Source organism: Mesorhizobium sp. M2A.F.Ca.ET.043.02.1.1, from assembly GCF_003952405.1.
GTDB lineage: Bacteria > Pseudomonadota > Alphaproteobacteria > Rhizobiales > Rhizobiaceae > Mesorhizobium.
On sequence record NZ_CP034445.1, the window covers coordinates 149,070 to 161,284 of the forward strand.

Here is a 12,215-nt window from a genome sequence, read left to right on the forward strand (position 1 = left end):
GCCAAGGGAGAGCCGATATGGAGAGAGTGCTTGTCTCGGCCTGCCTGCTCGGAAGCAAGGTGCGCTACAACGGCTCGTTTCGGCTCGATCACCATCCCGTACTGGCGCGGTGGCAGTCGGAAGGCCGGATCGTGCAGATCTGTCCAGAGGTAGCGGCAGGTTTTTCGACGCCGCGTCCGCCGGCGGAAATCCAGGGCGCGGGCGACGGCCATGCGGTCCAGCAGGGCCATGGCAGAGTGATCGAGCAAACCGGCAGCGATGTCACCCGCCTTTACCGCGAAGCCGGGCAACTGGCGCTCGACCTCGCCCGGGAAACCGGATGCCGCTATGCCGTATTGACGGACGGCAGCCCATCATGCGGCAGCAGTTTTATCTATGACGGGAGCTTTTCAAGGGCCCGCGTGGCTGGCCAAGGCACGACTACCGCGCTGCTCGAGGAAAACGGTATCCGTGTCTTTTCCGAAGACAGGATCGGCGAGCTTGACGATCTGTTGATCGGCTCCAGCGCCGCCGGACATGCGGACTGACCGATGCCGCAGCAGGCCACCGACATTCTGCACCGTCCCGGTACCATCGACGACGTCGAAACAATCTACGCCGCGCTGCTGCGTCTCGGCGCCCATATTGGCGCCAACCAGGAGATCAAATCCACCGCTGACGACCTCCGCACTTACGGCTTCGGCGAAAAGCCCGCCTTCTCGACCCTGATCGCCGAGATCGGCGGCGAATTCGCCGGGCTCTGCCTGTATTTCCCGATCTTCTCGACCTGGATGGGTCGTCCGGGCGTCTATGTGCAGGATCTTTATGTCGAGGACCGCTTTCGCGGCCGCCGCATCGGCGAGAAACTGCTGCGGCGCGTCGCGAAAGAGTGCCGCGCGGCGGGCGGCGTTTATCTGAGGCTCTCCGTCGATACCGACAACGAGACCGCCAAGGCCTTCTATGAGAAACTGGGCATCGGCCGGTCGAGTTACGAACAGGTGCAGAAGATCGTCGGCGATGCCTTTTTCGCCTTTGCCGACGCTCCGGAGGAATGACGATGAAAGCCTTCTATGCCGAAGAGCAGAAGCGCCACGATCCCAAGGCTTTCCTTTCGAGCGGCGCGCCGCAGCCCAATCCGGAAAAGCCGGAGCGGGTGGAGAGACTGCTATCCGGCGCAAGATCGGCCGGTTTGACGGTCGAACGCCCGAAAAATCACGGGCTTGGCCCGGTCGCGGCGGTGCATACGCCTGAATATCTCGACTTCCTCGAAAACATCTTCACGCGCTGGCAGCGCATCGAAGGCGCTTCGGCGGAGGTGATCCCGAACATCCACCCGATCGCTCGCAACGGCTCCTATCCGGCCTCGGCGGTCGGCCAGGCCGGCTACCATATGGCCGACACCGCCTGCCCGATCTCGGCCGAGACCTGGAACAGCGCGCTGTGGAGCGCTTGGAGCGCGGTCGAAGCCGCCGAGGCGGTGATGGCCGGCGCGCCGTCGGCCTATGCGCTCTGCCGTCCGCCTGGACATCACGCTTTCGCCGATGTCGCCGGCGGATTCTGCTTCATCAACAATTCGGCCGTGGCCGCGCAGGTTCTGCGCAAGAGTTCCGCCCGCGTCGCCATCCTCGATGTCGACCTGCACCACGGCAACGGCACGCAAGGCATCTTCTATGCCCGACCCGACGTGTTGACCGTCTCGTTGCACGCCGATCCGGTGCGCTTCTACCCGTTCTTCTGGGGCCATGCCGACGAACGCGGCGAAGGTCCCGGCCTCGGCTACAATCTCAACCTGCCGCTGCCGCGCAAATCCGGCGACGCGGCTTTTCTCGAAGCACTGGCGACGGCCTTCCAACGCATCCGCGCCTTCGCGCCGGAAGCGCTGGTCGTTGCGCTCGGCCTCGATGCCTTCGAAGGCGATCCGTTCGGCGGCCTATCGGTGACGACGCCAGGCTTCTCGCGCATCGGCGAAGCGATTGCCGGGCTCGGCCTGCCTACGATCATCGTCCAGGAAGGCGGCTATCTCTGCGATGCGCTGGGCGACAACCTCACAGCGTTCCTGACCGGCTTCGGCAGCAAGAAGGACTAGCGCTCCTGCCGCAGCATCGCGATCACGCGGTGCACGCTCTCCAGCGTCTCCTCGATCTCGGCCGCCGTGTTGTAGTGGGCAATGCCGATGCGCACGACACCCTGCTCGGCTGGAATGCTGAGCTGGTGGACGATCTCCCACGCGTAATTATGGCCCGACCACAGGAAGATATTCTCGGCGTTCATCTGCCGCAGGATTGTTTCCGGCGCGATGCCCTCGACCGTGAAGGAAACGGTCGGCACCCGCTCGGCGAGGCGCTCCGGATCGGTGATACCGCGGATGATCAGGTCCTCGATATCGGACAGGCCTTCGATCAGTCGCCGGGCCAGTGCGTTCTCGTAAGCGATCGAAACGTCGAATGCCTTGGCAATCCGCCGCCGCCGCGACCCGCCCTCGCCGGCGGCAGCGCCGAGATCAGCGAAATAGTCGATTGCCGCCGTCAGCCCGGCCATCAGCTCGATCTGTGGCGTGCCGAGTTCGAACCGCTCCGGCAGCCCGTTCGACGAACAGCGGCATTTGTAGGGCTTGAGGCCGTCGATCACGTCACGGCGTCCCCACAATATGCCCATATGCGGCCCGAAGAATTTATAGGCCGAGCAGATCAGGAAATCACAACCGAGCGCCTGCACGTCGATGAGCCCATGCGGCGCGAACTGCACAGCGTCGACATAGACCAGCGCGCCGGCCTGTTTAGCTGCCGCCGTCAGCGCCTGCACGCGGTTGATCGAGCCGGTGAGGTTGGACGCGTAATTCAGCGCGACGAGCCGCGTCTTGTCCGACAGCAGCGCCTTCAGCGCTGCCTCTTCCACCTGCCAGCTCCGCTCGTCGAACGGCAGGAATCGCACGACCAGGCCAAGATCCTCGGCGAGCTGCAGCCAGGGCGAGACATTGCCTTCATGGTCCATGCGCGTGACGATGATCTCGTCGCCCGGCTTCATCGTGCGGCCAAGCGTGCGAGACATGTGGTAGGTGAGCGTCGTCATGTTGGCGCCGATGACGATCTCCTCGACGCTTGATGCGTTCAGGAAATCGGCCATCGCCGCATGCGCCGCGTCGACCACCTGCTGCGCCGCCACCGTCGTTTCGAAGAACCCGCCGAGATTGGCGTTGGTGGTGAGCAGGCAGCGCGACACCGCGTCCGCTACCGTCAATGGCACCTGCGTGCCGGCGGGATTGTCGAGATAGATGCGCCGGCGCCCTTTATCGGTCAGCGAAAGCGCCGGAAATCTGCCGCGCACGGCCTCGATCGGAAACTCTGCCATCGTCTCCACCCCTTTGTTTTTTAAACGATTCCGATCAAGGACACGGATTGCCGACGCGCTGGTGAATGGCGTCGACCGCCTTCTGCATCTCTTCCGTCCAGGTGACGTCGACCGAGGACAGCGCCGTCTCGAGCTGCGCGATGGTGGTCGCACCGACGATGTTCGCCGTCACGAAGGGCCGGCTCGCCACATAGGCGTTGGCGAAGAGCGCCGGCTCCATGCCGAAGGAGCGCGCCAGCTCGTTGTATTGAAGCAGCACTTCCGCCGCATTCGGCGTCTCGTAGCGCTGGCCGCGGTTAAAAAGCTGCGAGCGCGAGCCCTGCGGCCGCGCGCCATGATCGTACTTGCCGGTGAGATAGCCCTGCGCCAGCGGCGAATAGGGAAGAAACCCGATCTCCTCGCGTTCGCAGACCTCGGCAAGGTTCACCTCGAAGGTGCGGTTGACGAGGTTGTAGGCGTTCTGCAGCGAGGCGACGCGCGGACCCACGGCCTTTTCGGCCTCGAAGACGAAGCGCATGACACCCCAGGAGCTTTCGTTCGAGAGACCCAGATGGCGGATCTTTCCGGCCTTCACCAGTTCGTCGAAGACGGCGAGCGTTTCGGCAACAGGCGTCTCGCCTCCCGGAGTGCCTGCCGCATCCGGGCGCCGCGCCACCGCTCCCACGCGCGTCGGATTCGAGCCCCAGGGAATGTCCCGGTCCGGCCAGTGGATCTGATAGAGGTCGATATAGTCCGTGCCGAGCTTGGCCAGCGACTTCTCGACCGCGTCGAAGATGTCGGCGCGCACCAGCTTCGAGGGACGATCGCCGCGGAACCAGGTGTTGGCCGTGCGGCCGACCACTTTCGAGGCAAGGATGACCTTGTCGCGGTTGCGATTGGCTTTCATCCAGCTGCCGATGGTCTTCTCGGTCCGCCCTTGCGTCTCGGCCTTGGGCGGGATCGGGTAAAGCTCGGCCGTGTCGATGAAATTCACCCCGCGCGAGAACGCCAGGTCCATCTGCGCGTGGCCCTCCGCTTCGGTGTTCTGCTGCCCCCAGGTCATCGAACCGAGGCAGATTTGCGAAACAAGGAGGTCGGTCCGACCGAGGCGGCGTTTATGCATGAGATCTCCGGCGGGAGTTTTGCGCGGACAGCGCGGGGAGGAAGTTCAAGCATAAAGCACAGGCCGGAGTTTCTCCAAGCCCGCAGTCTTCGACTTTTTGCGTAAACTGCGCGGCTAACGGCGTGCCCCAGCCAAGGCCCGTCGCTTCGCCTCGTCGATCAGCATGTTGGCCACCTGCATGCGGATCATGGCGCGCTGGCGCAGATGCGGCGCGACCCGGTCCGGATGGTTGGCGAAAGCGAAATTGCGACGGATACGGCCTAAATCGGCATTCTTGGCCGGCCGGTCGAGGCCGAGCTCGCCGGCAATGGCTTCGGGATCGATCGACGGCAGCTTTTCCTCGGGCCAATGCTCTTCGCCCGCAAGCGTCAGTTTCGCCCGGTCGAGAAGTGCTGCGAACTCCGCGGCAAGATCGGCGCCGGATTCGCGGTATTCGGCGGCGACGCTCTCACCGGCAACCTTGATGCGGCCGGAATGAAGTTCATCGGCAACGGACAGATAGTCGAACGGGATAGACGGCCGGGCGCCCTCTTCCTCGCCTTTCTCCGAGGCGACGATCAGGTCGTCGAGCAACGAAGCGAAATCGAGCTTGTTCCCGGTGCCGATCTCAGCCTCCCTCTCGTGACGGCATGCATTGACGCCATTTGAAGATAGGGCGCCCTCGTTAAAAATGACTTCTGGCGACGTTAACAATTGCAGGCATTTTGCCGACCGGAGCCATCAAGCAAAAAGCCGGACCGCATTTCGTGCAGTCCGGCAAGGTCGCCAGGAGTGGCGAGGAAAAAGCCGGCCAAGTGCCGGCACCAACGCCTACGATTGAGCCTGCCGAAAAGTTTCGCGGAAAATCGATTGTGGCGGAAAAAATCTGATGCGGCATGGCAGCCATGCAATTGCTGCACTGCACAATTTAAAAAAACCGCCTATACTTTGACGTTGGGAGGACCAATAGGGGCTATTGAGTCATGGGGTTCTTCACTGAAATGTTCGCTCGGCCACGGCCGCAAGAACACCAGCGTTACCGCGCGGCGCTCGCGCTTCTCAATGCGATGAGCAATGCCGACCGCGCCGATATCGGCATCAAGCCGGCGGACTTTCCGCGCATCGCGCGCGAAATGTCGGCCCGCTGAACAACGCTGAGCCAAACAGGTTTCCCGGGCTGCCGGGAAACCTTCAACCTGCTCAAAATTCAGCGATTTCCCAGGAAGGTCTGCTTGCCGAGCGGCACGCCATTGTGGCGCAGGATGTCGTAGGCCGTCGTGACGTGGAAATAGAAATTCGGCATCGCGACATGCAGCAGGTACTGCAGGCCGGGCAGCGTGGTTTCGCGCCCGCCAAGCCTTAATTCGACCGTCCTGTCCTCCGAACCTTCCAGATCGGCCGCCGAGAACGTCGCCAGGTGATCGAGCGTCTTGGCGATTCGGGCCTGCAGCTCGGCAAAGCTCGCTTCATTGTCCTCATATTTCGGCACCTCGCGGCCGGCGAGCCGCGACGGCGCGCCCTTGGCATGGTCGGTGGAGATCTGGACCTGCCTGGCCAGCGCAAACATGTCCGGCGCCAATCGCGCCGTGAGGAACACCTGCGGATCGATCTTGCGCTCAGCGGCATTCTGCTCCGCCGCCGTCAGCACGCTGGCCAGCGCCTTCAGCCGGGCGGAAAAGACGCCGACGGAAATATCGTACATGGAAATAGTCACGAGCACTCTCCCAAGGCGGCCCCAGCGCCGCGGGCCGTGACCTAACGCCTCCGGTCACGATTCTTCAAGCGGTCATGCTTCCACGTCACCGCGCCGCCGCAATCGCCATGGTAGTATTTTCGTTATCGAGCGGAGATTCCCGATGAGACATATCTTTCTCGCTGTGGCTGCCTTCTTTTCCCTGTCCAGTATCGGCCAGTCCGCGTTTGCGGCCGATGCGCCCTATATCGACGACAGGTCCAGCGCCGACGCCGTCATCCGCTCGCTTTACAGCGCCATCAATCGTCACGAATTCGCCCGCGCCTGGGGTTATTTCGGCGATACGAAGCCAGCCAAGGATTTCAACGCTTTCGTGAAAGGCTATGACGGCACCGATACCGTCGACGTCAAGACCGGCGCTGTATCGGACGAAGGTGCCGCCGGCAGCATCTATTACAGCGTCCCGGTCGCTATCCAGGCGACCGACAAGAAGGGCGAGGCCAAGGTTTTCGCGGGCTGCTACACGGTCCGCCAGGTCAATGCGCAAATTCAGGAGCCGCCTTTCCAGCCGATCTTCATCGACAAGGGTGCGCTGAAGCCATCGACGGAGGATTTCGACAGCGCCGTGCCGGCAAGCTGCGGCGACGGCCCGCCGCCGCCGAAGAAGGACGAGGCGCTGGAGCAGGCCAAGAAGGCGTTTCTCGCCACCTATGGCGGGCAGTGCGACAAACAGGATCCCGATGGCAAGCCAATCGGTGAGCCAGAGGCCCATTCGGTCCAATACAAGGACAAGGACGCTCAAGCCGCCGACCCGGAGCGCGAGACGCGGCTGTTCCGCTTCTTCTGCTCGATGGCCGCCTATAACGAAACCGCGGTCTACTACATCGCCGATGACGTCAACGGCGTGACCCAGCTGCAGTTCACCGAGCCGGATCTCGATATCCGCTACGAGAACAACAACAGCGAAGGCAAGGTCGAGTCGATCCACATCATCGGTTTCAAGACCAGCGGCTGGGCAACCAACTCGGACTATGACGAGAACACGAAAACCATCACCACATCCGACAAATGGCGTGGCGTCGGGGATGCTTCGTCATCGGGGACCTATCTGTTCCGCAACGGTGACTTCTCACTCGTCCAGTACGACGTCGATGCTTCCTATGACGGCGAGATCAATCCGCAGACGATCATCGATTACAACACTGCGCCTTGAGCCTCGACAGAAGGGTCACGGCGCTTTCGTCAGCATCCAGTTCAGTGTGCCGCGCCAGTCCACCATGCGGATCGGCGTGCCGTGCGTGCCGGTCTCGAAGCGCACGAAGCGTGTCGGATAGGATTTTTTGGCCAGGATCGAGCGGAAGAAGGCTTCCTGCTTTTCCACCGGGAAGACCACGTCATGGCTGCCCTGGCCGAAGAACACCGGCACGCGGCGCTTGCAGGCAGGGCTGGTGAGAAAGCTGTCGTCCCACAGCGATCCGAGCAGCAGCAGCCCGTTGATGCGGCCGCCCGTATCCTTGCGCGCGGCGAGCTTCCAGCAGATCATGCCGCCCATGGAGCCGCAGGCGACGAAGATCTTCGCGCCGGGCGATTGTTGGGCGTAGTGATCAATGAGCGCAGCGACCTGCGCCGCGCCCTTGTCGCCGAAATCGGGGAAATCCGGCGAAAGGTAGAGGCCGTTATTGGCGGCCATCAGATTCTTGATGCGGTTGAAGTTGCCGCCGAAAGTAAAATCGTCGACACCTTGCTTGCGGCTGCCGCCCTGCCCATGCAGGTAGAGCACGATGATGGAAGCGCCGTCCGTCCTGCCGACCGCGACATGCCTGACATCGCCGGCGTCGGTCTTCAACATCAGGTCCCGCTGCACCTTGCGCACGCCGGGGTCGGTATATTGCGCGCGCACCCGCTTTTCCGGCACCTCGTCGCGCTGGTTGATGTCGCGCATCTCATGATAGTCGAGCACCGTATAGGCGCCATTATCGCCGGTGGACAGCGCCGCCGGATAAGCGAAGAGGTCGTCCTTGAACGGTTTTAGCGAAAGCGTCTGGCTGTGGGCAGCCTGGACGGCAAAACCGGTTGCAACGAGCAGGGCGAAGAGGAAGCGCAATGACATGCCGAGAGGCATGCGAAATTCGGCTTCGGTTTGTCAATCCTGCAGGACGCCGCCCGCCCCCTCCAGCGCCTCGCGCGTGTCGACGTCGATCGATGCACCCTGCCCGATCTCGACATCGATGACGTCGAGACCCTCGGCTTCGACCAGATGCCGCGCGCCGGTATCGCCCTCGAGCTGCGCAACCGCCGCGAAAAGCGATCGCGGCAAAAGCACCGGATTGCCGCGCTTGCCCTGGTGCGAGGCGCGCACGACCGCGTGGCCGCCGGAGCGGCGGAACGCATCGACCAGGCTGTCGAGGTCCTTCGACGAAACGCCGGGCATGTCGCCAAGAACGATCATCGCGCCGGCCGCGTCGGGCGCGACCTTCGCAATGCCCGCCTTCAAGGACGAGGCCAGGCCATCGGCGAAATCGGGATTGTCGGCGAGTTTCACCTCAAGGCCTCCAAGCGCTGAACGCACGCGTTCGCGCTGATGGCCGGTGACGACGATGGTGCTGGCGGCCTTTGAGCCCAGCGCGCGGGAAGCGGTGCGGCGCACCAGCGGCTCGCCGTCGAACAGCGCCAGAAGCTTGTTCGGCCCGCCCATGCGGCTCGAACGTCCAGCCGCCAGAATCACGATATCGACCTTCAGCGCCGACCTGGCGGGGTGCGGCGTCGGCTCGCGCGGCTGCGGCCTGGTCGGAATTTCCATCAGAAGCCCGCCGACACCCATGCCGGCAATATCGCTCGCCGTCACATCGAGCCCGGCAATCAGGCGATCGAGCACCCAGTCGAAGCCGTTCTCCTTCGGGCTGCGCGCGCATCCGGGCGCGCCGACGACGCGCTTGCCGTCGAGTGTTCCGAGCACCAGCAGATTGCCGGGATCGACCGGCATGCCCGCGCGGATGACGGTGCCGCCGGCACGTTCGATCGCGGCCGGCACGACATCGGCGAAATCGCTCATCGCCGAGGCGCCGAAGATCACCACCATGTCATTGTCGCGCGCCAGCTGGGTCGCGGCCGCGGCGACCGGGGCAATCTCATGCGGCGTGCGCCGCTCGGCCGTCAGCCGGCCGCCGGAACGCGCCAACCGCGCCTCGGTGACGCGCAGCGTCTTGTCAAGCACGCTCGGCTTGACGCCCGGAAGCACCGTCTGGATGACGCCGACCGTGATGGGACGATAGGCGTTGACTGCAAAGATCTCGCGGCCGGCGCAAATCCTCACCACGCTGTCCACCAGGTTTGCGGCGACGGCAAAGGGGATGATCTTCACCGTCGCGACCATCTGGCCCTTCTCGACCGGCGCATGCTGCGCCAACGTCGCGACGGTGATGGCCGGATCGACGGCGTTGATGGCATCGATCATCCCGGCATTGACGGTAAACACGCCCGAGGCCCCTGCATGCAGGTTCACTCGCCCGGTGGCGGCCGGCTTGACCTCGATGTTGCGGTGGCTCATGGCGGCCGCGATCTTCGCGGCGGCGGCATCCTCACCGAGATCGCCCTCGCCAAGCACCGCCGCGACGACCTCGACTACACCCGCTGCCTTCAGTGCAGCGACATCCTCGCGGCTCAGCCGGTGCGCCTTGCGGAACCGCTTTTCGCCCGCGGCCGTCGCATGAGCCAGCACCGCCCCTTCCGCCTCGTCGATCGGAACCGGCCCGAATTTCACGCCACGGCGCCTTTTGCTTCCAGACCGCGCGAGCGGAAGGCGTGGATGGTCTGCGCGAGCACCGCAACGGCGATCTCGGCCGGACTTGCCGCCCCGATGTCGAGGCCGATCGGCGCGTGGATACGGGCGATCTGGTCGGCGCCGGCACCGAGCGCCAGCAGGCGCTCGACGCGCTTGGCATGGGTCTTGCGGCTGCCCAGCGCGCCCACATAGAAGCAGCGGGCGTCGAGCGCCGCCTTCAGCGCGAAATCGTCGATCTTCGGATCATGGGTGACTGCGGCGAGCGCCGTGTAGCTGTCGAGCGGCGCGCGCTTCAGCACATCCTCCGGCCATTCGGCATGCAGCGCGACGTCGGGAAAGCGCTCCGGGGTCGCGAAGGCGGTGCGCGGGTCGATGATCTCGACCGGGTAGCCGGCGATCCTGGCCATCGGCGCCAGCGCTTGGCTGATATGCACCGCGCCAATCACCACGAGGCGCGGGCGCGGCAGATGCGCGTTGAGGAAGAAGGTCCGCCCTTCCGCCTCCACCGACCGCGAATTGCCGGTGCGGAACGCATTGGCGATTGCCGCCCCGAGATCGCCCGCGACATGGTCGCCCTCGCGCACGATGCGGTCGCGGTCGTCGCCAAGGTCGGTGACAAGCACCGCGGCGCGGCGGGCGCGGCGTTCTTCGTTGAGGGTCTTGAGAACATATGGATCCATGAAAGATCAGCCCAGCCGCTCGACATAGACCTTGATGCGGCCGCCGCAGGAAAGGCCCACCTGCCAGGCCGTTTCGTCGGCGACGCCGAACTCCAGCATCCTGGCCTTGCCCGAGCCGATGACGTCGATCGCCTCGGTCACCACGGCTCCCTCGACACAGCCGCCGGAGACGGAGCCATGGAAATTCCCCTCGGCGTCGATGACCAGGTGGCTGCCGACCGGACGCGGCGCCGAACCCCAGGTCTCGACCACGGTCGCGATGGCGACATCCTTGCCGTCCTTCATCCAACTCTCCGCGATGATCAGCGGATCGCGGGCCTCATCGAGATAAACGCTCTCATCCATCGTCGCTTCTCACAAAGTCTGTTTTCCCGCCGGGACATTCCCTGACAGAGCATATGGCTATGCGGCCCGCCTCCCGCCAGTTCGCAGCCAGCGGCGCGGATCGACTGAAGCCGCCGGCCGCCGGTCGAGCGAGGTGCAAAGATCGGTCAGCGCATCGAGATTATGCACTGCGCGGAACTCGTCGACATGCGGCAGCATCGCCTTGACGCCGCGGGCACGCGCTTCGAACCCGTCGAAGCGCAACAGCGGATTGAGCCAGATCAGCCGCCGGCAGGATTTGTGCAGCCGCTCCATCTCCTGCGACAGGCCGGTGACGTCGTCGCGCTCCAGCCCGTCGGTGATGAGAAGCACCACGGCGCCCTGCCCCAGCACGCGCCGCGACCACAGCCGGTTGAATTCGGCGAGCGTATCACCGATGCGGGTGCCGCCCGACCAGTCCTTCACCGCCGCCGAGCATTCGGCAAGCGCTTCGTCCGGATCGCGATGGCGCATCTGCCGGGTCAAATTGGTCAGCCGCGTGCCGAAGACGAAGGCGTGCACGCGCCGGCGCTTCTCCGTCAGGGCATGCAGGAAATGCAGGAAGATGCGGGTGTACTGGCTCATCGAGCCCGAAATGTCGGCCAGCACGACCAGCGGCGGATGCACTTCGCGCGCCGATCGGAATTTCGGCAGGATAAGCGCGCCGCCGGTGCGCGCCGCCGAGCGCATCATGGCGCGCGGATCGATGCGGCGCCCCTGCGCGTCGGCCCTGAAGCGCCGCGTGCGGACGAGGTCGAAGGGAAGTTGCAAGGCCATGATCGCCTTTTTCGCCTCGGCCATTTCGCGGGCGTCCATCTGGGCGAAATCCTTGCCGCGCAGCACCTCATTGCCGGAAAAGGTGAGCCGCGCATCGACCTCGATCTCCGGCACTTCCCGGGCCGGCTGGCTCTTCTGGTGGCCTTCGAACATCGCCTGGCTGACGCGGTTCTCCGCCGCCCGCGGCTTTTGCTTTTCGCTTGTGTCCAGGGCGACCGGCGAGAACATCGCCAGCAGCTTCTCGATCAGCTCGCGCGATTTCCAAAACAGGCGGAAAGCCTCGTCGAAGACCGGATGATCCTCGTGCCGCGAGACCAGCACCGCATGCAGCGTCCAGTAGAAATCGTCGCGCGAGCCGATGCCGGCGGCAAGCACCGCCTCGATGGCGTCCTTCACCGAGGCTGGGCCGACGCGCATGCCAGCCTTGCGCAAGGCGCGCGCGAAATAGACGATGTTGTCGGCGATGCGCCCATCGGCGCGCGCCTCTTTGGGTTCCGGACGCGAAACGGGCAT

Annotated in this window: 15 protein-coding genes; 6 read left to right on the forward strand and 9 right to left on the reverse strand. The window is 64.3% G+C overall.

The annotated features are described in order from the left end of the window. Positions 1 to 17: 17 nt before the first annotated feature. From EJ068_RS00700 to EJ068_RS00710, 3 genes are read left to right on the forward strand one after another with little or no spacing between them, the layout of a single operon-like run. Complete coding sequence (locus EJ068_RS00700; protein WP_127252847.1) at positions 18 to 527, forward strand: DUF523 domain-containing protein; 510 nt, start codon at positions 18 to 20, stop codon at positions 525 to 527. Positions 528 to 530: 3 nt separating this feature from the next. Further along, positions 531 to 1,034 (forward strand): GNAT family N-acetyltransferase, encoded by a 504-nt coding sequence (locus EJ068_RS00705; protein WP_129554442.1) that lies wholly within the window; start codon positions 531 to 533, stop codon positions 1,032 to 1,034. Between the two features lie 2 nt (positions 1,035 to 1,036). Then, positions 1,037 to 2,065, forward strand: a complete 1,029-nt coding sequence (locus EJ068_RS00710) for a histone deacetylase family protein (RefSeq protein WP_127252849.1) — start codon at positions 1,037 to 1,039, stop codon at positions 2,063 to 2,065. Here the strand turns inward: EJ068_RS00710 and EJ068_RS00715 are convergent. From EJ068_RS00715 to EJ068_RS00725, 3 genes are all read right to left on the reverse strand, one after another. Then, positions 2,062 to 3,327, reverse strand: a complete 1,266-nt coding sequence (locus tag EJ068_RS00715) for a cysteine desulfurase-like protein (protein WP_127386253.1) — start codon at positions 3,325 to 3,327, stop codon at positions 2,062 to 2,064. The two genes, EJ068_RS00710 and EJ068_RS00715, sit on opposite strands and share 4 nt — an antisense overlap. A 34-nt stretch (positions 3,328 to 3,361) precedes the next feature. Beyond that, positions 3,362 to 4,429 (reverse strand): aldo/keto reductase, encoded by a 1,068-nt coding sequence (locus EJ068_RS00720; protein WP_127386252.1) that lies wholly within the window; start codon positions 4,427 to 4,429, stop codon positions 3,362 to 3,364. 114 nt (positions 4,430 to 4,543) lie between these two features. Then, positions 4,544 to 5,002: a hypothetical protein gene (locus EJ068_RS00725; RefSeq protein WP_127253738.1), complete on the reverse strand. Its 459-nt coding sequence runs from the start codon at positions 5,000 to 5,002 to the stop codon at positions 4,544 to 4,546. Positions 5,003 to 5,133: 131 nt separating this feature from the next. On the opposite strand from EJ068_RS00725, the gene EJ068_RS32455 reads away from it, so the two are divergent. Together EJ068_RS32455 and EJ068_RS00730 are read left to right on the forward strand one after the other, a co-directional pair. Next, on the forward strand, positions 5,134 to 5,298 hold the full coding sequence (locus EJ068_RS32455) for a hypothetical protein (RefSeq protein WP_189342723.1): 165 nt from the start codon (positions 5,134 to 5,136) through the stop codon (positions 5,296 to 5,298). 93 nt (positions 5,299 to 5,391) lie between these two features. After that, positions 5,392 to 5,556: a DUF1127 domain-containing protein gene (locus EJ068_RS00730; RefSeq protein ID WP_095818565.1), complete on the forward strand. Its 165-nt coding sequence runs from the start codon at positions 5,392 to 5,394 to the stop codon at positions 5,554 to 5,556. 59 nt (positions 5,557 to 5,615) lie between these two features. On the opposite strand, the gene EJ068_RS00735 is transcribed toward EJ068_RS00730, so the two are convergent. Next, on the reverse strand, positions 5,616 to 6,122 hold the full coding sequence (locus EJ068_RS00735; RefSeq protein WP_126082508.1) for a DUF1993 family protein: 507 nt from the start codon (positions 6,120 to 6,122) through the stop codon (positions 5,616 to 5,618). A gap of 142 nt (positions 6,123 to 6,264) precedes the next feature. Here EJ068_RS00735 and EJ068_RS00740 point away from each other — a divergent pair, with 142 nt between their 5' ends. After that, positions 6,265 to 7,314, forward strand: coding sequence for a DUF1176 domain-containing protein (locus EJ068_RS00740; protein ID WP_127253737.1), 1,050 nt, complete (start codon positions 6,265 to 6,267; stop codon positions 7,312 to 7,314). 15 nt (positions 7,315 to 7,329) lie between these two features. Here EJ068_RS00740 and EJ068_RS00745 read toward each other — a convergent pair whose 3' ends face one another. From EJ068_RS00745 to EJ068_RS00765, 5 genes are read right to left on the reverse strand one after another with little or no spacing between them, the layout of a single operon-like run. Continuing rightward, positions 7,330 to 8,211, reverse strand: coding sequence for an alpha/beta hydrolase (locus EJ068_RS00745; protein ID WP_127386254.1), 882 nt, complete (start codon positions 8,209 to 8,211; stop codon positions 7,330 to 7,332). Positions 8,212 to 8,244: 33 nt separating this feature from the next. Continuing rightward, positions 8,245 to 9,861, reverse strand: a complete 1,617-nt coding sequence (locus EJ068_RS00750) for a molybdopterin-binding/glycosyltransferase family 2 protein (protein WP_127253496.1) — start codon at positions 9,859 to 9,861, stop codon at positions 8,245 to 8,247. Then, positions 9,858 to 10,562, reverse strand: coding sequence for an XdhC family protein (locus EJ068_RS00755; RefSeq protein WP_127253497.1), 705 nt, complete (start codon positions 10,560 to 10,562; stop codon positions 9,858 to 9,860). The genes EJ068_RS00750 and EJ068_RS00755 overlap by 4 nt, the downstream gene beginning before the upstream one ends. Positions 10,563 to 10,568: 6 nt before the next feature. Continuing rightward, entirely contained in the window at positions 10,569 to 10,907 is a 339-nt protein-coding gene (locus EJ068_RS00760; RefSeq protein ID WP_127253498.1) for an XdhC family protein, read from the reverse strand. 57 nt (positions 10,908 to 10,964) lie between these two features. Beyond that, complete coding sequence (locus tag EJ068_RS00765; RefSeq protein ID WP_127253499.1) at positions 10,965 to 12,215, reverse strand: VWA domain-containing protein; 1,251 nt, start codon at positions 12,213 to 12,215, stop codon at positions 10,965 to 10,967.

Excerpts from the sequence above, each read along its gene's own strand:
- EJ068_RS00700 (WP_127252847.1), top strand. The coding sequence starts at position 18 with ATGGAGAGAGTGCTTGTCTCGGCCTGCCTGCTCGGAAGCAAGGTGCGC.
- EJ068_RS00765 (WP_127253499.1), bottom strand. The coding sequence starts at position 12,215 with ATGCCCGTTTCGCGTCCGGAACCCAAAGAGGCGCGCGCCGATGGGCGC.
- EJ068_RS00760 (WP_127253498.1), bottom strand. The coding sequence starts at position 10,907 with ATGGATGAGAGCGTTTATCTCGATGAGGCCCGCGATCCGCTGATCATC.
- EJ068_RS00705 (WP_129554442.1), top strand. The coding sequence starts at position 531 with ATGCCGCAGCAGGCCACCGACATTCTGCACCGTCCCGGTACCATCGAC.
- EJ068_RS00720 (WP_127386252.1), bottom strand. The coding sequence starts at position 4,429 with ATGCATAAACGCCGCCTCGGTCGGACCGACCTCCTTGTTTCGCAAATC.
- EJ068_RS00755 (WP_127253497.1), bottom strand. The coding sequence starts at position 10,562 with ATGGATCCATATGTTCTCAAGACCCTCAACGAAGAACGCCGCGCCCGC.
- EJ068_RS00730 (WP_095818565.1), top strand. The coding sequence starts at position 5,392 with ATGGGGTTCTTCACTGAAATGTTCGCTCGGCCACGGCCGCAAGAACAC.
- EJ068_RS00715 (WP_127386253.1), bottom strand. The coding sequence starts at position 3,327 with ATGGCAGAGTTTCCGATCGAGGCCGTGCGCGGCAGATTTCCGGCGCTT.
- EJ068_RS00740 (WP_127253737.1), top strand. The coding sequence starts at position 6,265 with ATGAGACATATCTTTCTCGCTGTGGCTGCCTTCTTTTCCCTGTCCAGT.
- EJ068_RS00745 (WP_127386254.1), bottom strand. The coding sequence starts at position 8,211 with ATGTCATTGCGCTTCCTCTTCGCCCTGCTCGTTGCAACCGGTTTTGCC.
- EJ068_RS00710 (WP_127252849.1), top strand. The coding sequence starts at position 1,037 with ATGAAAGCCTTCTATGCCGAAGAGCAGAAGCGCCACGATCCCAAGGCT.